Source organism: Pseudomonas iridis, assembly GCF_017980685.1.
In the GTDB taxonomy this organism is placed as follows: Bacteria; Pseudomonadota; Gammaproteobacteria; order Pseudomonadales; family Pseudomonadaceae; genus Aquipseudomonas; species Aquipseudomonas iridis.
In genome coordinates this window covers 36,036-53,326 of sequence record NZ_JACXXO010000003.1, presented here as the reverse complement: position 1 = coordinate 53,326, position 17,291 = coordinate 36,036, and the positions used below count along the sequence as shown (strand labels likewise).

21 protein-coding genes are annotated in these 17,291 nt (G+C 59.4%); 9 read left to right on the top strand and 12 right to left on the bottom strand.

The window, feature by feature from the left end:
* Positions 1-63: 63 nt before the first annotated feature.
* The 3 genes from infA to aat all read right to left on the bottom strand — a co-directional run bounded on the left by infA (position 64) and on the right by aat (position 1,840).
* Complete coding sequence (infA, locus tag IEQ42_RS07925) at positions 64-282, bottom strand: translation initiation factor IF-1 (protein ID WP_002553999.1); 219 nt, start codon at positions 280-282, stop codon at positions 64-66.
* Between the two features lie 112 nt (positions 283-394).
* Positions 395-1,102, bottom strand: coding sequence for an arginyltransferase (locus IEQ42_RS07920; protein ID WP_042559852.1), 708 nt, complete (start codon positions 1,100-1,102; stop codon positions 395-397).
* A 57-nt stretch (positions 1,103-1,159) separates the two neighbouring features.
* On the bottom strand, positions 1,160-1,840 hold the full coding sequence (gene aat, locus IEQ42_RS07915) for a leucyl/phenylalanyl-tRNA--protein transferase (protein ID WP_210703136.1): 681 nt from the start codon (positions 1,838-1,840) through the stop codon (positions 1,160-1,162).
* Positions 1,841-2,389: 549 nt separating this feature from the next.
* Between aat and IEQ42_RS07910 the strand changes: the two genes are divergently transcribed.
* The 6 genes from IEQ42_RS07910 (at position 2,390) to cysG (ending at position 9,920) form a co-directional block, all read left to right on the top strand.
* Entirely contained in the window at positions 2,390-4,798 is a 2,409-nt protein-coding gene (locus IEQ42_RS07910; protein ID WP_042559850.1) for a DNA translocase FtsK, read from the top strand.
* A 66-nt stretch (positions 4,799-4,864) separates the two neighbouring features.
* On the top strand, positions 4,865-5,485 hold the full coding sequence (gene lolA, locus IEQ42_RS07905) for an outer membrane lipoprotein periplasmic chaperone LolA (RefSeq protein ID WP_042559849.1): 621 nt from the start codon (positions 4,865-4,867) through the stop codon (positions 5,483-5,485).
* A 47-nt stretch (positions 5,486-5,532) separates the two neighbouring features.
* A complete protein-coding gene (locus IEQ42_RS07900) occupies positions 5,533-6,855 on the top strand; it encodes a replication-associated recombination protein A (RefSeq protein ID WP_042559848.1) in 1,323 nt (440 codons plus the stop codon).
* On the top strand, positions 6,855-7,229 hold the full coding sequence (gene crcB / locus IEQ42_RS07895; protein ID WP_042559847.1) for a fluoride efflux transporter CrcB: 375 nt from the start codon (positions 6,855-6,857) through the stop codon (positions 7,227-7,229). The genes IEQ42_RS07900 and crcB overlap by 1 nt, the downstream gene beginning before the upstream one ends.
* Before the next feature lie 15 nt (positions 7,230-7,244).
* A complete protein-coding gene (gene serS, locus IEQ42_RS07890; RefSeq protein WP_150592299.1) occupies positions 7,245-8,525 on the top strand; it encodes a serine--tRNA ligase in 1,281 nt (426 codons plus the stop codon).
* On the top strand, positions 8,526-9,920 hold the full coding sequence (cysG, locus tag IEQ42_RS07885) for a siroheme synthase CysG (protein WP_042559845.1): 1,395 nt from the start codon (positions 8,526-8,528) through the stop codon (positions 9,918-9,920).
* A gap of 177 nt (positions 9,921-10,097) precedes the next feature.
* Here the strand turns inward: cysG and IEQ42_RS07880 are convergent, their stop codons facing one another.
* The 8 genes from IEQ42_RS07880 to IEQ42_RS07845 all read right to left on the bottom strand — a co-directional run bounded on the left by IEQ42_RS07880 (position 10,098) and on the right by IEQ42_RS07845 (position 14,814).
* The gene (locus IEQ42_RS07880; protein ID WP_210703135.1) at positions 10,098-11,099 is read right to left on the bottom strand and encodes a glutathione S-transferase family protein; all 1,002 of its coding nucleotides are present in this window, start codon (positions 11,097-11,099) and stop codon (positions 10,098-10,100) included.
* A gap of 91 nt (positions 11,100-11,190) precedes the next feature.
* Positions 11,191-12,192 carry a glycosyl transferase family protein gene (locus IEQ42_RS07875; protein ID WP_042559843.1) on the bottom strand — a complete coding sequence of 334 codons (1,002 nt, stop codon included), beginning with the start codon at positions 12,190-12,192 and terminating at the stop codon, positions 11,191-11,193.
* On the bottom strand, positions 12,189-12,524 hold the full coding sequence (locus IEQ42_RS07870) for a TusE/DsrC/DsvC family sulfur relay protein (RefSeq protein ID WP_210703134.1): 336 nt from the start codon (positions 12,522-12,524) through the stop codon (positions 12,189-12,191). The genes IEQ42_RS07875 and IEQ42_RS07870 overlap by 4 nt, the downstream gene beginning before the upstream one ends.
* The gene (tusB, locus tag IEQ42_RS07865) at positions 12,521-12,814 is read right to left on the bottom strand and encodes a sulfurtransferase complex subunit TusB (RefSeq protein ID WP_210703133.1); all 294 of its coding nucleotides are present in this window, start codon (positions 12,812-12,814) and stop codon (positions 12,521-12,523) included. Before tusB ends, IEQ42_RS07870 begins: the two co-directional genes overlap by 4 nt.
* Entirely contained in the window at positions 12,814-13,170 is a 357-nt protein-coding gene (gene tusC / locus IEQ42_RS07860; protein ID WP_210703132.1) for a sulfurtransferase complex subunit TusC, read from the bottom strand. Before tusC ends, tusB begins: the two co-directional genes overlap by 1 nt.
* Before the next feature lies 1 nt (position 13,171).
* Positions 13,172-13,564 carry a sulfurtransferase complex subunit TusD gene (gene tusD, locus IEQ42_RS07855; RefSeq protein ID WP_047302092.1) on the bottom strand — a complete coding sequence of 131 codons (393 nt, stop codon included), beginning with the start codon at positions 13,562-13,564 and terminating at the stop codon, positions 13,172-13,174.
* Positions 13,565-13,754: 190 nt separating this feature from the next.
* Entirely contained in the window at positions 13,755-14,459 is a 705-nt protein-coding gene (locus IEQ42_RS07850) for a YoaK family protein (RefSeq protein WP_210703131.1), read from the bottom strand.
* A 25-nt stretch (positions 14,460-14,484) separates the two neighbouring features.
* Entirely contained in the window at positions 14,485-14,814 is a 330-nt protein-coding gene (locus IEQ42_RS07845; protein WP_042559838.1) for a DUF6388 family protein, read from the bottom strand.
* A gap of 133 nt (positions 14,815-14,947) precedes the next feature.
* Here IEQ42_RS07845 and IEQ42_RS07840 point away from each other — a divergent pair, with 133 nt between their 5' ends.
* Complete coding sequence (locus IEQ42_RS07840) at positions 14,948-15,298, top strand: hypothetical protein (protein WP_115147404.1); 351 nt, start codon at positions 14,948-14,950, stop codon at positions 15,296-15,298.
* 122 nt (positions 15,299-15,420) lie between these two features.
* On the opposite strand, the gene IEQ42_RS07835 is transcribed toward IEQ42_RS07840, so the two are convergent.
* Entirely contained in the window at positions 15,421-15,846 is a 426-nt protein-coding gene (locus IEQ42_RS07835) for a GNAT family N-acetyltransferase (RefSeq protein WP_210703130.1), read from the bottom strand.
* Positions 15,847-15,994: 148 nt separating this feature from the next.
* Between IEQ42_RS07835 and IEQ42_RS07830 the strand changes: the two genes are divergently transcribed.
* Both IEQ42_RS07830 and IEQ42_RS07825 read left to right on the top strand, forming a co-directional pair.
* Positions 15,995-16,432 (top strand): hemerythrin domain-containing protein, encoded by a 438-nt coding sequence (locus IEQ42_RS07830; protein ID WP_042559835.1) that lies wholly within the window; start codon positions 15,995-15,997, stop codon positions 16,430-16,432.
* Positions 16,433-16,653: 221 nt separating this feature from the next.
* On the top strand, positions 16,654-17,289 hold the full coding sequence (locus IEQ42_RS07825; RefSeq protein ID WP_210703129.1) for a lytic polysaccharide monooxygenase auxiliary activity family 9 protein: 636 nt from the start codon (positions 16,654-16,656) through the stop codon (positions 17,287-17,289).
* The last annotated feature ends 2 nt before the right edge of the window (positions 17,290-17,291 follow it).

Genomic DNA, 17,291 nt, shown 5'->3' with positions numbered 1-17,291 from the left:
CAAAACCCAAAACCCAGACACAAAAACGCCCGGCATAAAGCCGGGCGTCTTGTATTGACTTGATTAGCGAGCGCGGTAAGTGATGCGCCCTTTGCTCAAGTCATAGGGCGTCAGCTCGACGCGCACTTTGTCACCGGTAAGAATACGAATGTAGTTCTTGCGCATCTTGCCGGAAATATGCGCGGTTACGACGTGCCCATTTTCCAACTCCACACGAAACATGGTGTTGGGCAGGGTGTCGACGACAGTGCCTTCCATTTCGAAGCTGTCTTCTTTCGACATGCAGTAAAGCCCTCGGTATCCAATGAATGGCCCGGTGCAACTGCGCCAGGCAAAAGCGGCGTGCATTGTGCCCGAAAAATGGTGTTTACGCCAAGGGGTTTACGGCTTGTCGTTAGTTCAGGATCACCCAGCGCTGATTAATCAGCAGTTCGATGGGGCGATATTGGGTCTTGTAGTTCATCTTTTTGCAATTCTTGATCCAGTAACCAAGGTAGACCGCTTCAAGTCCGCGGCGCTGACTCTCGGCGATTTGCCACAGGATCGCGAAACGTCCAAGGCTGCGCCGTTCTTCGGCCGGCTCGTAAAAGGTGTAGACCGCCGACAAGCCGTTCGGCAGCAAATCGGTCACGGCTACCGCCAGCAACCGTCCGTCGAGTCGGAACTCGTAAAAGCGTGAGAAGGGCAGATCGCGCACCAGAAAAGTCGAGAATTGATCACGGCTTGGCGGGTACATGTCGCCGTCGGCGTGACGCTGTTCGATGTAGCGCTGGTACAGCTCGAAGTATTCTTCACTGAACCCCGGTTTCGCCGGCTGTACCTGCAAGTCGGCGTTGCGCTTGAAAATCCGCTTCTGCTGACGATTGGGGGTGAACTGCGCCACCGGAATGCGTGCAGGCACACATGCATTGCAATTCTGGCAATGGGGGCGGTACAGATGATCGCCGCTGCGACGAAAGCCCATTTCCGACAGGTCTGCGTAGACATGCACATCCATGGGCTGACTAGGGTCGAGAAACAGGGTCGTGGCCTGTTCCTCGGGCAGATAGCTGCAAGAGTGAGGCTGAGTGGCATAGAACTTCAAACGCGCCAACTCGGTCATGATCAACCCTCGGGATAAGCTGGTGAATTAAGTGTAAGCCACGCGCGCAAAAGTCGCTCAGCAAACCCAGGTGGCATGATTGGGTTGATCCAGATGCCTTGCCAGATAGCCCGCGAATTCGTGGCGGGGAATCGCCCGGGCGCCGAGGCTGTGCAGGTGGTCGGTGGGCATCTGGCAGTCGATCAGCACGAATCCTGATGCTTGCAGGTGTCGGACCAGCGTGGCAAAGCCGTACTTGGAAGCATTGTCGGCGCGGCTGAACATCGATTCGCCAAAAAACAACTGCCCCATCGCCAGCCCGTAAAGGCCGCCGACCAGTTCGCCCTGATCCCACACCTCCACCGAATGAGCGAAGCCGCGCCGGTGCAGTTCAACGTAGGCGTCTTGCATGGCCTCAGTGATCCAGGTGCCGTCGGCGTAATCCCTTGGCGCGGCGCAGGCGCGGATCACGGCTTCGAAGTCCTGATCGAAAGTCACTTCATAGCGCTCCTTGCGCAGCAATTTGCCCAGACTGCGTGAAACATGCAGTTCGTCGGGAAACATTACGGTGCGAGGGTCAGGCGACCACCAGAGAATCGGCTGACCTTCGGAAAACCACGGAAAGCAGCCATGGCGATACGCCTGAATCAGGCGGTCGGCGGAGAGGTCGCCGCCGGCGGCGAGCAATCCGTTGGGTTCGCGCATGGCCTTTTCCAGCGGCGGAAAAGTCAGGGAATTACGTTGTAACCAAGTCAGCATGGCATCCAGGCTTGCAGAAGGGGAGGGCGGTGCGGGCTGTTCGGCCCGCGGTAAAGTGTGCCGCGAAATGCGGCGAATGTCGTGCCGATCCTGCTCGACGTTCGCGGTGTTGCAACTTGGCGCGCTGGATGCGGTCGTAAGCGAGCACTGCCCGCCGGCACGCGACATGTCTGCATTGCGCCTGGCAGGCAGTCTGCGACCGTTCGCAGGGGTGAGGTGTCAATGCTTCGCTACGTTCATCAAATACACCTCATAAGCCTTTGTCACAAAAGACAATGCATGCTCAAATTGGATCGCAGGTTTTGCGCGCTTGGCTATGCTCAATGCTGCGGGTCTGAACCATGGCATCGGACGCACAAACCCGTACAATGCCGGGCTGTTACACAATATTGCCGGTTAACGTGTTTATAGCTGTGTATGTAAAAGCTGCCGCTCAGTGTTAAAAGTAGTCCCAGTTGTGCCCGTCAACTTTTTTACCTGCCTGGATTGGGCAGTTTTTTATCGTCATTCAATAGATGGACGCGCCTCGGGCGCAGGAAAAGTAGCGTTTTGAAGAAATCCACCGAAGCACCAAAAACAGTCGTTCCGCTCTGGCGTCAACAGTTGCACTACCGGCTCAAGGAAGGTGCATTGATCGCCATCGGCGCGCTTTGCCTGTTCCTGATGATGGCTTTGCTGACCTACGGCAAGGACGATCCGGGCTGGAGCCACAACAGCAAGATCGACGACGTGCAGAACTTCGGCGGCCCGGCGGGCTCCTACAGCGCCGACATCCTGTTCATGGTGCTCGGTTACTTCGCCTACATCTTCCCGTTGCTGCTGGCGGTCAAGGCCTATCAGATTTTCCGTCAGCGCCACGAGCCATGGCAGTGGAGCGGCTGGCTGTTCTCCTGGCGCCTGATCGGTCTGGTATTTCTTATTCTTTCCGGTGCGGCGCTGGCGCATATCCATTTTCACGCTGCAACCGGTCTGCCGGCCGGTGCCGGTGGTGCGCTGGGCGAGAGCCTCGGCGACCTGGCGAAAAACGCATTCAATATTCAGGGCAGCACGTTGCTGTTCATCGCGCTGTTTCTGTTCGGCTTGACGGTGTTCACCGACCTGTCGTGGTTCAAGGTGATGGACATCACCGGCAAGATCACCCTGGACCTGTTCGAACTGTTCCAGGGTGCGCTAAACCGCTGGTGGTCGGCCCGCACCGAGCGCAAGCAACTGGTTGCGCAACTGCGTGAAGTCGATGATCGCGTACATGATGTGGTCGCACCGACCGTCACCGACAAGCGTGAACAGGCCAAGGTCAAGGAACGCCTGATCGAGCGTGAGCAGGCGCTGAGCAAGCATATGTCCGATCGCGAAAAACAGGTGCCACCGGTCATCGCCCCGGCGCCGACCAAAGCGCCCGAGCCGAGCAAGCGCGTGCAGAAAGAGAAACAGGCACCGTTGTTTGTCGACAGCGCGGTGGAAGGCACCTTGCCGCCAATCTCGATCCTCGATCCTGCGGAAAAGAAACAACTCAATTACTCCCCGGAGTCGCTGGCAGCGGTCGGCCATTTGCTGGAGATCAAGCTCAAGGAGTTCGGCGTCGAAGTCACCGTAGACTCGATCCATCCGGGTCCGGTGATCACCCGTTACGAAATCCAGCCGGCTGCGGGCGTCAAGGTCAGCCGTATCTCCAACCTGGCAAAAGACCTGGCGCGCTCCCTGGCAGTGACCAGTGTGCGGGTGGTCGAGGTCATTCCGGGCAAGACTACCGTCGGTATCGAGATTCCGAACGAAGACCGGCAGATCGTGCGCTTCTCCGAAGTGCTGTCGACGCCCGAGTACGACAACTTCAAATCGCCGGTCACGCTGGCGCTGGGGCACGACATTGGTGGCAAACCGGTCATCACTGACCTGGCGAAGATGCCGCACTTGCTGGTGGCCGGTACGACCGGTTCCGGTAAGTCGGTGGGTGTGAACGCGATGATCCTGTCGATCCTGTTCAAGTCCGGCCCGGAAGACGCCAAGCTGATCATGATCGACCCGAAGATGCTCGAGCTGTCGATCTACGAAGGCATTCCGCACCTGCTGTGCCCGGTAGTGACCGACATGAAGGACGCCGCCAATGCCCTGCGCTGGAGCGTCGCCGAGATGGAGCGTCGCTACAAGCTGATGGCGAAGATGGGGGTGCGAAACCTGTCCGGCTTCAACGCCAAGGTCAAGGAAGCCCAGGACGCTGGCGAGCCACTGAGCGATCCGTTGTACAAGCGCGAAAGTATTCACGACGAAGCACCGTTGCTGCAGAAGCTGCCGACCATCGTCGTGGTCGTCGACGAATTCGCCGACATGATGATGATCGTCGGCAAGAAGGTTGAAGAGCTGATCGCCCGTATCGCCCAGAAGGCGCGTGCGGCGGGTATTCACTTGATTCTCGCGACACAGCGGCCGTCGGTGGACGTGATCACCGGTCTGATCAAGGCCAACATTCCGACCCGTATGGCGTTCCAGGTGTCGAGCAAGATCGACTCCCGGACCATCATCGATCAGGGCGGCGCCGAACAACTGCTCGGCCACGGTGACATGCTCTACATGCCACCGGGCACCAGTCTGCCGATCCGGGTTCACGGTGCGTTTGTGTCCGACGAAGAAGTCCACCGTGTGGTCGAGGCGTGGAAACTGCGCGGCGCCCCGGAATACAACGACGACATCCTCAACGGTGTCGAAGAGGCCGGCAGCGGCTTTGAAGGCAGCAGCGGTGGTGGCGACGGCGACGATCCTGAGGCAGACGCACTGTATGACGAAGCCGTACAGTTCGTGCTGGAAAGCCGTCGCGCATCGATCTCCGCTGTACAGCGCAAGCTGAAAATCGGCTACAACCGTGCTGCACGGATGATCGAAGCCATGGAAATGGCCGGCGTCGTCACCTCAATGAACACCAACGGTTCGCGTGAAGTCCTGGCGCCTGGCCCGGTACGCGACTGATTGCAAAGCAAGAGGCGGGACAATGATGTGCCGCCGCTCTCCCAACGAGTATTCAAGAGGACTCCCATGCGCCTTATCCGCATGCTGTTGCCAGTACTGGCTCTGACCACACTCACGGCCCACGCCGATGACAAGGACGTGGCGCGTCTGACCCAATTGCTGGAAACATCCAAGACCCTGAGCGCAAACTTCTCGCAGCTGACCCTCGACGGCGGCGGCACGCAGTTGCAGGAAACCACTGGCAACATGACCTTGCAGCGTCCGGGCCTGTTCTACTGGCACACCAATGCGCCGGCCGAGCAGACCATGGTTTCTGACGGCAAGAAAGTCACCCTGTGGGACCCGGATCTTGAGCAGGCGACCATCAAGAAACTCGATGAGCGTCTGACCCAGACCCCGGCGCTGCTGCTGTCCGGTGACGTGTCGAAGATCAGCCAGAGCTTCGACATCAGCGCGAAAGAGGCGGGCGGCGTGATCGACTTCACCCTCAAGCCGAAAACCAAGGACACGCTGTTCGACAACCTGCGCCTGTCGTTCCGCAACGGTCTGCTCAACGACATGCAACTGATCGACAGCGTTGGTCAGCGCACCAACATCCTGTTCACCGGGGTGAAGGCCAACGAGCCGGTGCCAGCGTCGAAGTTCAAGTTCGATATCCCGAAGGGCGCTGACGTTATCCAGGAATAAACGCTCCCACAGGAGTTGCTGTTCTCACTGAGGTTTCATAGGTAGTGATGGATCTGTTTCGCAGTGCACCGATTGCCCAGCCACTGGCCGCGCGTTTGCGTGCGACCAATCTGGATGAGTACGTCGGTCAGGAGCACTTGCTGGCTCGCGGCAAGCCTCTGCGTGAGGCGCTGGAGCAGGGAGCTCTGCATTCGATGATTTTCTGGGGCCCGCCGGGCGTGGGTAAAACCACGCTGGCGCGTTTGCTCGCGGAAGTCTCGGATGCACATTTCGAAACAGTGTCGGCTGTGCTCGCCGGGGTCAAGGAGATCCGTCAAGCCGTTGAAATCGCCAAGCAGCAGGCCGGTCAGTACGGCAAGCGCACGATTCTGTTCGTCGATGAAGTGCACCGTTTCAACAAGTCCCAGCAGGACGCGTTCCTGCCGTACGTTGAAGACGGCACGCTGATCTTCATCGGCGCCACCACTGAAAACCCTTCGTTTGAACTGAACAACGCGCTGTTGTCGCGGGCCCGCGTCTATGTCCTGAAAAGCCTCGACGAAGCGGCGCTGCGCAAGCTCGTGCATCGCGCGCTCACTGAAGAGCGCGGCTTGGGCAAACGTAACCTGACGTTGAACGACGAAGGCTTCCAGATGTTGTTGTCCGCCGCCGATGGCGATGGCCGGCGTCTGCTCAATTTGCTGGAAAACGCCTCCGACCTTGCTGAAGACGACAGCGAAATCGGTACCGAACTTTTGCAAAGCCTGCTCGGCGACACCCGTCGGCGTTTCGACAAGGGTGGCGAGGCGTTCTACGACCAGATTTCCGCGCTGCACAAATCGGTGCGCGGCTCCAATCCCGACGGTGCGCTGTACTGGTTCGCGCGGATGATCGACGGCGGTTGCGATCCGCTGTACCTGGCCCGGCGCGTGGTGCGTATGGCCAGCGAAGACATCGGTAACGCCGACCCACGCGCCCTCAGCCTGTGTCTGGCTGCATGGGAAGTGCAGGAGCGCCTCGGCAGCCCGGAAGGCGAGTTGGCGGTGGCCCAGGCCATCACTTATCTGGCCTGTGCGCCAAAAAGCAACGCGGTGTACATGGGCTTCAAGACCGCGTTGCGTGCTGCCGCCGAAAACGGCTCGCTTGAGGTGCCGCTGCACCTGCGCAACGCGCCGACCAAACTGATGAAACAATTGGGCTACGGTGACGAATACCGTTATGCCCACGACGAGCCGGATGCTTACGCCGCGGGCGAAGACTATTTTCCGGAAGAGCTTGAGCCGATCCCGTTTTATCAGCCGGTGCCCCGAGGCCTTGAGTTGAAGATCGGCGAAAAGCTCAATCACCTCGCGCAACTCGATCGTTTAAGCCCAAGACAGCGGAGAAAATAGTGATTCCATTGATTATTGCGGTGTCCGCTGGCGGGGTCGCCGGCACGTTGTTGCGCTTCGCTACCGGCAATTGGGTCACCGCCAATTGGCCGCGGCACTTCTATACCGCGACGCTGGCCGTTAATATCGTGGGCTGTCTGCTGATTGGCGTGTTGTACGGCCTTTTTTTGATACGCCCGGAAGTGCCGATCGAGGTACGCGCCGGGTTGATGGTTGGCTTCCTCGGGGGGCTGACGACTTTTTCATCCTTTTCACTGGATACGGTGCGCCTGCTGGAAAGCGGGCAAGTACCGCTGGCCCTGGGCTATGCGGCACTCAGCGTATTCGGCGGGCTGCTCGCAACGTGGGCTGGCCTGTCTTTGACCAAACTTTGATAACGAGAAACCGACATGCTCGATTCCAAACTGTTACGTAGCAACCTTCAGGACGTAGCGGACCGCCTGGCTTCCCGTGGCTATGCCCTGGATACCGCGCGCATCGAAGCGCTGGAAGAACAGCGCAAGACCGTCCAGACCCGCACCGAAGCACTGCAGGCTGAGCGTAACGCGCGTTCCAAGTCCATCGGTCAAGCCAAGCAGCGCGGCGAAGACATCGCGCCGTTGATGGCGGACGTCGAGCGCATGGCAGGCGAATTGAGCGCCGGTAAAGTCGAACTGGACGCGATCCAGACCGAACTGGACTCGATCCTGCTCGGCATCCCGAACCTGCCGCACGAATCCGTTCCAGTCGGCAAAGACGAAGACGACAACGTTGAAGTGCGTCGCTGGGGCACCCCGACGGCGTTTGATTTTGAAGTCAAAGACCACGTAGCCCTGGGCGAGAAGTTCGGCTGGCTGGATTTCGAAACCGCCGCCAAGCTGTCCGGCGCACGTTTCGCCCTGTTGCGTGGCCCGATCGCCCGTCTGCACCGCGCACTGGCGCAGTTCATGATCAACCTGCACGTCAACGAGCACGGCTATGAAGAGGCCTACACGCCTTATCTGGTCCAGGCCCCGGCGCTGCAAGGCACCGGTCAACTGCCGAAGTTCGAAGAGGACCTGTTCAAGATCGCCCGCGAAGGCGAAGCCGATCTGTACCTGATCCCGACCGCGGAAGTGTCGCTGACCAACATCGTTGCTGGCGAAATCGTCGATTCGAAACTGCTGCCGATCAAGTTCGTTGCGCACACGCCGTGCTTCCGTAGCGAAGCGGGCGCGTCGGGTCGTGATACCCGCGGCATGATCCGTCAGCACCAGTTCGACAAGGTTGAAATGGTCCAGATCGTTGAGCCATCGACTTCGATGGAAGCGCTGGAAGGTCTGACCGCCAACGCCGAGAAAGTCCTTCAGTTGCTGGGTCTGCCTTACCGCACCCTGGCGCTGTGCACTGGCGACATGGGCTTCAGCGCGGTCAAGACTTACGACCTCGAAGTGTGGATTCCGAGCCAGGACAAGTACCGCGAAATTTCGTCGTGCTCCAACTGCGGTGACTTCCAGGCCCGCCGCATGCAGGCGCGTTTCCGTAACCCGGAAACCGGCAAGCCTGAGCTGGTACACACCCTGAACGGCTCCGGCCTGGCGGTTGGTCGTACTCTCGTTGCCGTGCTGGAAAACTACCAGCAGGCCGACGGTTCGATCCGCGTGCCGGACGTACTGAAGCCGTACATGGGTGGCCTTGAGGTCATCGGTTAAATGAAATATCTGCCGCTGTTTCACAACCTGCGCGGCAGTCGTGTGTTGGTCGTCGGTGGGGGGGAAATTGCCTTGCGCAAATCCCGCCTGCTGGCCGACGCCGGTGCGCTGCTGCGGGTGGTCGCACCTGAAATCGAAACGCAACTGCGTGAACTGGTCGTTGCCAGCGGTGGCGAGTGCCTGTTGCGCGGTTACGCCGAGGCGGATCTGGACGGCTGCGTGCTGATCATCGCCGCCACCGACGACGAAACGCTGAACGCACAGGTCTCCACCGATGCTCATCGGCGTTGCGTGCCGGTCAACGTGGTCGATGCGCCTGCCTTGTGCAGCGTGATCTTCCCGGCCATCGTTGATCGTTCGCCGCTGATTGTCGCGATCTCCAGCGGCGGCGATGCGCCGGTGCTGGCCCGTTTGATCCGCGCCAAGATCGAAACCTGGATTCCGTCCACCTACGGCCAATTGGCCGGTCTGGCGGCACGTTTCCGCAATCAGGTAAAAAACCTGTTTCCGGATGTGCAGCAGCGTCGCGGGTTCTGGGAAGACGTCTTTCAAGGCCCGATTGCCGATCGGCAATTGGCCGGCCAAGGCACTGAAGCCGAACGTCTGCTGCAAGCCAAGATTGACGGCGAAGCGACCATCACTACCGGTGAGGTGTATCTGGTGGGCGCAGGTCCGGGCGATCCGGATTTGCTGACCTTCAAGGCTTTGCGTCTGATGCAGCAAGCCGATGTGGTGCTGTACGACCGTCTGGTCGCACCCGCGATTCTTGATCTGTGCCGTCGCGATGCCGAGCGGGTATATGTCGGCAAGCGCCGCGCCGATCACGCCGTGCCGCAGGATCAGATCAATCAGCAACTGGTCGATCTGGCCAAGGCCGGCAAGCGTGTGGTGCGGTTGAAGGGCGGCGATCCGTTTATCTTCGGCCGAGGCGGCGAAGAGATCGAAGAGCTGGCGGCCCATGGCATTCCATTTCAGGTGGTGCCGGGGATTACCGCGGCCAGCGGTTGCGCGGCGTATGCCGGGATTCCGCTGACTCACCGCGATCACGCGCAGTCGGTGCGATTTGTCACCGGCCATTTGAAGGACGGGTCCACCGATCTGCCGTGGGTCGACCTTGTCGCGCCCGCGCAGACGCTCGTGTTTTACATGGGCCTGGTGGGGTTGCCGGTGATCTGTGAGCAGTTGATCAAGCATGGTCGCTCGGCGGATACCCCGGCGGCGTTGATTCAGCAGGGCACCACGGTCAATCAGCGGGTCTTTACCGGCACGCTGGCCGATTTGCCGCGTTTGGTGGCGGAGCATGAAGTGCATGCGCCGACATTGGTGATCGTCGGCGAAGTGGTGCAGCTGCGCGAGAAACTGGCGTGGTTTGAAGGAGCTCAGGCGCAAGTCTGAACACCGAGGCGCCCCCATCGCTGGCAAGCCAGCTCCCACAGGTTTTGTGTTGAAGCTGCAGTCTCCAGCACCACCCCTGACCCTGAGGTTTTGGAGTGGTACTCAGTCTTAAGCATCACAAAAATCCCTGTGGGAGCTGGCTTGCCAGCGATGGGGGCCTCCAAGCCTCTACAAATGTCAGCCCCTGCGCCAAACCTCTTTCCCACTCAACCGCGCCCGGTCATGGGCGACAGTGAAATCCTGCTCCGGCCCCTTCGGCACAACCCCTGTCGGGTTAATCGTCTTGTGGCTGCCGTAGTAGTGATTCTTGATGTGTTGAAAATCCACCGTCTCGGCGATCCCCGGCCACTGATACAGCTCACGCAGCCAGTTCGACAGATTCGGGTAATCGGCGATGCGTCGCAGGTTGCACTTGAAGTGCCCGTGATACACCGCATCGAAGCGGATCATCGTGGTAAACAGACGAACGTCCGCTTCAGTCAGGTATTCACCCGACAGATAACGATTGGCATCCAGTACCTGTTCCAGGTGATCCAGTTCGGCAAACACCTCATCGAACGCCTCTTCATAAGCCTGTTGCGAGGTGGCGAACCCGGCGCGATACACGCCGTTGTTGACTGCCGGATAAATCCGCTCGTTCAAGGCATCGATCTCGCTCCGCAGCGGGGCCGGGTAGAAGTCCAGATCATTGCCGGTCAGGTCGTCGAACGCACTGTTGAACATGCGGATGATCTCTGCCGATTCATTGCTGACGATGCGTTTGAGTTTTTTGTCCCACAGCACCGGCACGGTGACGCGCCCGGTGTAGTCCGGCGTATCGGCGGTGTAGCGTTGGTGCATGAAGTCGAAGTGATCGAGCTGGTCGCCGCTCGAGCCGAGCGCGGTGTCGAAGGTCCAGCCGTTTTCCAGCATCAGCCAGCTGACCACGGACACGTCGATCAGGTTTTCCAGGCCTTTGAGTTTGCGCAGGATCAGCGTGCGATGTGCCCACGGACAGGCGAGCGAAACGTAGAGATGATAGCGCCCGGCCTCGGCAGCAAAGCCGCCTTCGCCGCTCGGGCCTGGCTGGCCGTCAGCAGTGACCCAGTTGCGCCGTTGCGCTTGTTCGCGCTGGAACGCGCCGTCCTTGCTGCTTTCGTACCACTTGTCCTGCCAGCGGCCATCAACGAGTAAACCCATGATCAAGACTCCGTAAACCAATAACCGTTGGAGTCGAGTCTATTCCGATGAGTTCGAACAAAAAGCGCAAAGATCGGGCGCGAATGATCGGTTAAATCGATTTGTCCCGCGCCGCCCAGAATTGCTCGGCCGTTTCGAATGCCTGCTCACGAGGTTGGCCGAGACCGCGTAACGCCAACGCCATGGTCGAAATCAGGGCCATTTGCGGATAGCTGTCCACCACATCGCCGCGCCATACAGCTTTCAGATGCTCAACGTCCAGCGAGGCTGGTTTGACGTGGCGTTGCGCCGACAATTGCGGCCATTCCTCGTCCCAGCTCTCGCCCCCCGTGGTGCCGTAGAGATGGCTGTCGGCATCCGGGTTGATTTCTATCTCACCGCCATCACCCTTGACCACAATCGCCGTGTCGCCGAGCAGGCCGCTGGCGTCGCGGTGCACGGCTTGATAACCGGGGTGGAAGATACTTTGCAGACCGCAGCGCGCGCCCAGCGGATTGAGAATCCGCGCCAGCGAGTGGATCGGCGAGCGCAGGCCCAGGGTGTTGCGCAAATCGATCATCTTCTGCAATTGCGGCGCCCAGTCCACCAGCGGCATGAACGCCAGACCGCCGTTGTCCAGCGCCGTACCGACTTGCTGCCAGTTGCGACACAACGCAATACCCAGTTCGCCCAGCAGTTGCTCGCTGTAAAGACGCCCGGCAGTGTGCGCGCCGCCACCATGCATGAAGATGCGCACGCCGTTCTGCGCCAGGCACTTGGCCGCCAGCAGATACCACGGCAGATGCCGCTTCTTGCCCGCGTAGGTTGGCCAGTCCAGATCGACATTCAAGGCTGGTGCCTGCAGACGCTCACGCAGCGCTTCGGTAAAACCGGCCATTTCCTCGGCGCTTTCTTCCTTGTGCCGCAGCAACATCAGAAAGGCGCCGAGTTGGGTGTCTTCGACTTTGTCGTCGAGCACCATGCCCATTGCTTCCCGGGCCTCGACGCGAGTCAGGTCGCGAGCGCCGCGCTTGCCCTTGCCAAGGATTCGCACGAACTGGGCGAATGGATGCTCGGCGGGCGTTTCGAGGGTCAGCGCTGGATAGTCGGTCATAGGCAATTCGTCGGTTTGGGCAGGCCCGCCAGTTTCGCGGCGAGTTTGGCAGGGGTGCCTTTGAACAGTCGGTTCAGGTGCAGGCTGTTGCCTTTGTCCACGCCGAGCTTCAGCGCGGTGTACTTGATCAGCGGCCGCGTGGCCGGGGACAGCTGGAATTCTTCATAGAAGCTGCGCAGCAGTTCGAGGACTTCCCAGTGTTCGGGGGTCAACTCTATGCCTTCGGCGGCGGCGAGGGCACTGGCGACATCGTAAGACCAGTCGCTGAGGTCAACGAGGAAGCCGTCCTTGTCCAGTTCGATGGTGTGGACGCCGACGATCATGGAATTCATAGCCAACTGTTGACCTTGTCGTGGTGGATCGACAGCTCGACGAAGGCCGGATAATCGATAGCTTCGGCCCAGTCCGGGGCTTCGATGGCGCGAGCCTCCATATCTTCGGCCAGAACGAATAATTTGATGTGGCGGCTCTGCAGTTCGGTAAACGGCGCGGTACCCGGTTGCAACGCATAGACCGCATCACCGGACAACAGCAAAGCGTCGGCACTGCCGATGACACGCAGGCAACTCGTCAGACGATCATCGCCGAACGGAGAATGAGACAACACATGCAAAGTCGACATCAGAGGGTGATCACTTGGTCGTAACGGTCAATAAGGGCGGTGATTTGCTCGGCGGCGAGCGGTGCTGCTTCGGCGAGCGAGAATTCGCCTAAGCCGCGAGCGCTGGCACTGTCGGCGCAATAGAACAGTTCTTCGACGCCAAACATCGGCAACGCTTGCAGGTTGGCACTCAGGTCTTTCTGTTGCACAGCCCTGGCGTTTTGCCCCGCGGCCAGTTGCAGCACGCCGTCATCGAGAAACAGCAGGCCGATCGGCAGATCGAAAGCGCCGCCGGCCAGCACGATGTCCAGCGCTTCGCGGGCAGCAGGGCCGGACCAGGGCGACTGGCGGCTGATGATCAACAAGGATTTGGCCATCTCACGCACCTCCGAAGCAGATCAAGCGGTCGGCGTCTTGCACCGCATCATGCAACTGACCGAGGCCGGACAATTCCCACGGTGTGCTGACGGACACGGCATCTCGCTGATAGCGCTGGGCCTCTTCGGCATTCAGCACCCCGCGGCGCAGGGCTGCGGCGATACACACCACGCCATCGAGTTGTCGCTCGCTGATGAATGCACGCCATTGTTTGGGCAGGTCCAGTTCGTCCTGCGGCGTGACCACCGCGTCGGAGGCGTTGTAGACGCCGTCCTGGTAGAAAAACAGTCGGACAATCTCATGCCCGCCGGCCAATGCAGCCTGCGCAAACAGCAGGGCTCGGCGCGAGGAGGGCGCATGGGCGGCGGAAAACAGCGCAATGGCGAACTTCATGACGGACTCGATCAGCAAAACTGCGGGCATGATAAAGCTTTATCGGGGTATCCGCGAAATCCAGGTTATGCATATAACCCTGTGGGAGCGAGCTTGCTCGCGAAAGCGTCTTGTCAGGCGCCGAGATGTTGAATGTGAAGGACCCTTCGCGAGCAGGCTCGCTCCCACAGAGATAGGTGTCAGGCATCAGTCAACGGGGCATGTAGCCTAATTGCCAGCGTCGGGGAATTGTCAGGGATAGCAACCCCACCACTGCCGCCAGCAAACCGCTGACGAACATCGCCCTGAGTCCCAAATGGTGTTCCAGTACCGCCCCAAGAATCGCGCCGATAAACATCCCGCTCCACGGCACCAGCTGCACCCGCCAGCCACCGCGGCGTTCGCCGAGCATCCAGCGGCCCAGTCCTCGTCCGAATCGCGACAGCGCTCCGGTCACGTAGGTCAGCCCGACCGGAAGGCCGTTCACTTCCTCGACCGCGGCGTTAAGCATGCCCATCGCGACGATTGCCGCCAGCAGCGCCGGCAGTTGTGCATCAATTGGTAACGCTGCCGCCATGCAGAGCAGGGTGGCGATGCACAGCAGCAAGGGTAGCGTGCGCCGCCCGCCCAGCCGTGCGACCACTACGCCCAGGGCATTACCGATGACAAACGTGGCCACCAGGATGACCAGACGCAACGTCAGCCCCATGTCGCCATCACTGATCGCCACGGCCAGGCGTGTGGTATTGCCGCTCATGAACGAGACGAAATCGCCGCTGGCCATAAAGCCGATTGCATCCGTCATCCCGGCCAGCACCGACAGGCTGGCCACCAGCGCCAGACCCACACGACCGCGCCATTTCTGCTTGTGCAGATGGCCGGGACTGGCACGGTGGGTCGAGGTTGAGGGCAGCATCGGTGCGGATATCCTTGAGCAATGATTACGGTTCTATGCCATACAGATCACAGTATTCCAGCCACTCCATCCCGGCCATTTCCGCGACTTCGCGATGCACTTCCAGACGTTGCGCCTGATACTCCTCAGGCGTTTCGGCCGTCAGTTGCAAGGTCAGTTCCCAGGCAAACAAACCTCGACTTTCCGCCTCGGCCTCAAACGCCTCATGCAGGCGTTCCTCGCGATACTGCGCCTGGGTTTCACCTTTGGCCTGGGCCAGCAATGGATTGAGATGGTCGAGGGTTTCGCGCAAGTCGGGGTGCGCGTCGAGAAACAGTTTCAGAGCGTGTTCATGTCGCTGGTCGGTAGGCGCCATGTGTTTTCCTTGTGAGGCTGATGCCTTAGGTTGCCGCAGCTGCCCGCGCGTGTCGCGCTATAAATGCAGTAAAGCAGAACGATTCCTGCTGCTGCGGTGATACAGTCCGCTTTTTTGTGAATGAGCGAATGCAATGCGAATTCTGATGGTGGCGCTGGCCGCGACGGTGCTGGCCGGTTGCGCGGGTTCGGTGATGGACAATGCCCGCACCCAAACCCCAAACAAGGTTCTGACCTCGAACAAACCCGAAAAAATCGTGGCCCAGTGCGTGCAATTCGCCTGGCAGGACGAAGCCGTGTTCGGCGTCGATGCCGGGGCTTATCTGCAGCCGGGCAAGAAGGGCGGTTCGACGGTGTACACGCGTTCGGCAGAGTCGTTTGTCGATGTGAGTACGGATGCCTCCGGTACGGTGTTGAATTACTTCGCGCAGAAGGATGATTTTGTCGCCAAGCGACGCTTGGCGGCGTTGGCGACTTGTCTTTAAGGTCAGTCAGTTGCCCTATGCGGTGACATCAATGGCTCCATCGCGGGCAGGCCCGCTGCCACAGGCTTTGTGAGCGACACATTCACTGTGGCAGCGAGCCTGCCCGCGATGGGCCAGTCGACTCAACCCATCAAGCGCTTCTGGAAATAATGCCGTCTATGCCCCGGCGGGTAGTCAACGATCTCCCCGAACTGGCTGAACCCAAGCTTCTTGTAGAACTCTGGCGCCTGAAAACTGAAAGTGTCCAGCCAGATGCCCAGGCAGTTCTTTTCCTTCGCCATCGATTCGGCCATGGTCATCAGCTCCGAGCCGACTCCCTGCCCCCGACCCTGCTCCGGGACTGACAGCAATTCAATGTACATCCACTGAAAAATCACCCGACCATACAATCCGCCGAGAATCGCGTCGTGCTCATCGCGCACCAGCAAGGCGAAGGGCTCCGATTTCGAGCCACCTGTCTGGGCGTCGTTGTAGGCGATCAAGGGCTGGAGAATGGCCTGACGTTGTTCTTCCGTAGGGTTTTGCGACAACTCGATGTGCAAGTTCATGCAGGACTTCCTTGTGGTGTGAGCCTCCAGCCTATCCTGCGCGAGGGGTGGCCTCCAAGTCCCTGTTCAACCCCGTGGAACCGTCGCTTGCGCGTTGCGGTCTAGCTTTGACAGCGTCATTTCAGAACGCGGTTGATGAGGACCCCCCATGAATATTTTCGAAGCCCTTCGTGAAAGCCATGATCGCCAGCGCAGCTACGCCGAAAACCTGATCAAAACCAGTGGCGATACCCCTGAAAGGGCAGAGGCCTACAAGCAGCTCAAGGCCGAGTTGCAAGCCCACGAAACTGCCGAGGAACGCCACTTCTATATCCCGCTGATGGCGTTCGATAACGGTGTTGACCTTAGCCGGCACGCCATCGCCGAGCACCATGAGATGGACGAAATGATGGAAGAGCTGGACGAGACCGAGATGTCCAGCCCGGCATGGCTGGCGACCGCTAAAAAGCTCTCGGACAAGGTCCATCACCACCTCAAGGAAGAGGAGCAGAAGTTCTTCCAGATGGCCGGCAAGTTGCTCAGCGAAAAGCAGAAAGAACAGTTGGCTGGGGAATACGAAAAGGAGTTCAACGCTCAGTTAGGCTGAATTGAGCATGACGACTTTTGCAGCGTCGGCGTGTAGTCCTTTTGCCATAAGCGAGGTGGGCTTTTTCTTATGGTGCTGTATATGCATACAGTATTTATTGGTGTTTTGAGCGCGGCTGACGATGAGTGCGACAAAACCGCCGATGGACAAAAAAATCACCTCCGTTAGCTTGAAGGCCTCTCCTCGGGAAGGAGAGTTCTTTAATCAACGGAGTGAAAAACATGAATCAAGCAAACCCTGAAACCCCACTGCGACATGGTCGCGTTACCTCTCCAGCAAGCCGTGGCTCGGTCGTCATTGATCTAGGGCTGCTGGGCGACTGGCAGGTCAATGAAATGGAAGGCGGCAAGAACTTTCCGGCGCTGGTTGCCGGACCGTTTCCGCCACCCTATGAAACCGACACCGCCAGTGTCGCCCCGCCCGCAGACGGCTACATTCTCAGCGGCGGCAAGACTGATGCGCGTGATTGCGTGAACTTCACCCAGGAGGAAATGAGCAAGAAACTCAATCGTCCATTCACGTGGCCGCTGCTCAATGTCACCCCGGGTCAGATCCTCGAAATCAAATGGGCATACACCGCGCCGCACACCACTCGTGGCTATCGCTGGCTGATCACCAAGGACGGCTGGGACCCTAAGCAACGCATCACCCGCGCGCAACTCGAAGCACAACCGTTCTTTGAGGACTTCTACACTCAGGTGCCTTACTACAGTCATCCGGCTGAGCTTAAAGCCAAGGTGAACCACTCGGTGGAACTGCCGGCGAACAAGAAAGGCCATCACGTCATCGTACTGATGTGGATCGTTGCCAACACCGGTAACGCCTTCTATCAGGCGTTCGACGTCGACTTCAAATAACG

Coding starts and splice junctions, on each gene's coding strand:
- infA (WP_002553999.1), bottom strand. CDS start 282: ATGTCGAAAGAAGACAGCTTCGAAATGGAAGGCACTGTCGTCGACACC.
- IEQ42_RS07920 (WP_042559852.1), bottom strand. CDS start 1,102: ATGACCGAGTTGGCGCGTTTGAAGTTCTATGCCACTCAGCCTCACTCT.
- aat (WP_210703136.1), bottom strand. CDS start 1,840: ATGCTGACTTGGTTACAACGTAATTCCCTGACTTTTCCGCCGCTGGAA.
- lolA (WP_042559849.1), top strand. CDS start 4,865: ATGCGCCTTATCCGCATGCTGTTGCCAGTACTGGCTCTGACCACACTC.
- IEQ42_RS07900 (WP_042559848.1), top strand. CDS start 5,533: ATGGATCTGTTTCGCAGTGCACCGATTGCCCAGCCACTGGCCGCGCGT.
- serS (WP_150592299.1), top strand. CDS start 7,245: ATGCTCGATTCCAAACTGTTACGTAGCAACCTTCAGGACGTAGCGGAC.
- cysG (WP_042559845.1), top strand. CDS start 8,526: ATGAAATATCTGCCGCTGTTTCACAACCTGCGCGGCAGTCGTGTGTTG.
- IEQ42_RS07880 (WP_210703135.1), bottom strand. CDS start 11,099: ATGGGTTTACTCGTTGATGGCCGCTGGCAGGACAAGTGGTACGAAAGC.
- IEQ42_RS07875 (WP_042559843.1), bottom strand. CDS start 12,192: ATGACCGACTATCCAGCGCTGACCCTCGAAACGCCCGCCGAGCATCCA.
- IEQ42_RS07870 (WP_210703134.1), bottom strand. CDS start 12,524: ATGAATTCCATGATCGTCGGCGTCCACACCATCGAACTGGACAAGGAC.
- tusB (WP_210703133.1), bottom strand. CDS start 12,814: ATGTCGACTTTGCATGTGTTGTCTCATTCTCCGTTCGGCGATGATCGT.
- tusC (WP_210703132.1), bottom strand. CDS start 13,170: ATGGCCAAATCCTTGTTGATCATCAGCCGCCAGTCGCCCTGGTCCGGC.
- tusD (WP_047302092.1), bottom strand. CDS start 13,564: ATGAAGTTCGCCATTGCGCTGTTTTCCGCCGCCCATGCGCCCTCCTCG.
- IEQ42_RS07850 (WP_210703131.1), bottom strand. CDS start 14,459: ATGCTGCCCTCAACCTCGACCCACCGTGCCAGTCCCGGCCATCTGCAC.
- IEQ42_RS07845 (WP_042559838.1), bottom strand. CDS start 14,814: ATGGCGCCTACCGACCAGCGACATGAACACGCTCTGAAACTGTTTCTC.
- IEQ42_RS07840 (WP_115147404.1), top strand. CDS start 14,948: ATGCGAATTCTGATGGTGGCGCTGGCCGCGACGGTGCTGGCCGGTTGC.
- IEQ42_RS07835 (WP_210703130.1), bottom strand. CDS start 15,846: ATGAACTTGCACATCGAGTTGTCGCAAAACCCTACGGAAGAACAACGT.
- IEQ42_RS07830 (WP_042559835.1), top strand. CDS start 15,995: ATGAATATTTTCGAAGCCCTTCGTGAAAGCCATGATCGCCAGCGCAGC.
- IEQ42_RS07825 (WP_210703129.1), top strand. CDS start 16,654: ATGAATCAAGCAAACCCTGAAACCCCACTGCGACATGGTCGCGTTACC.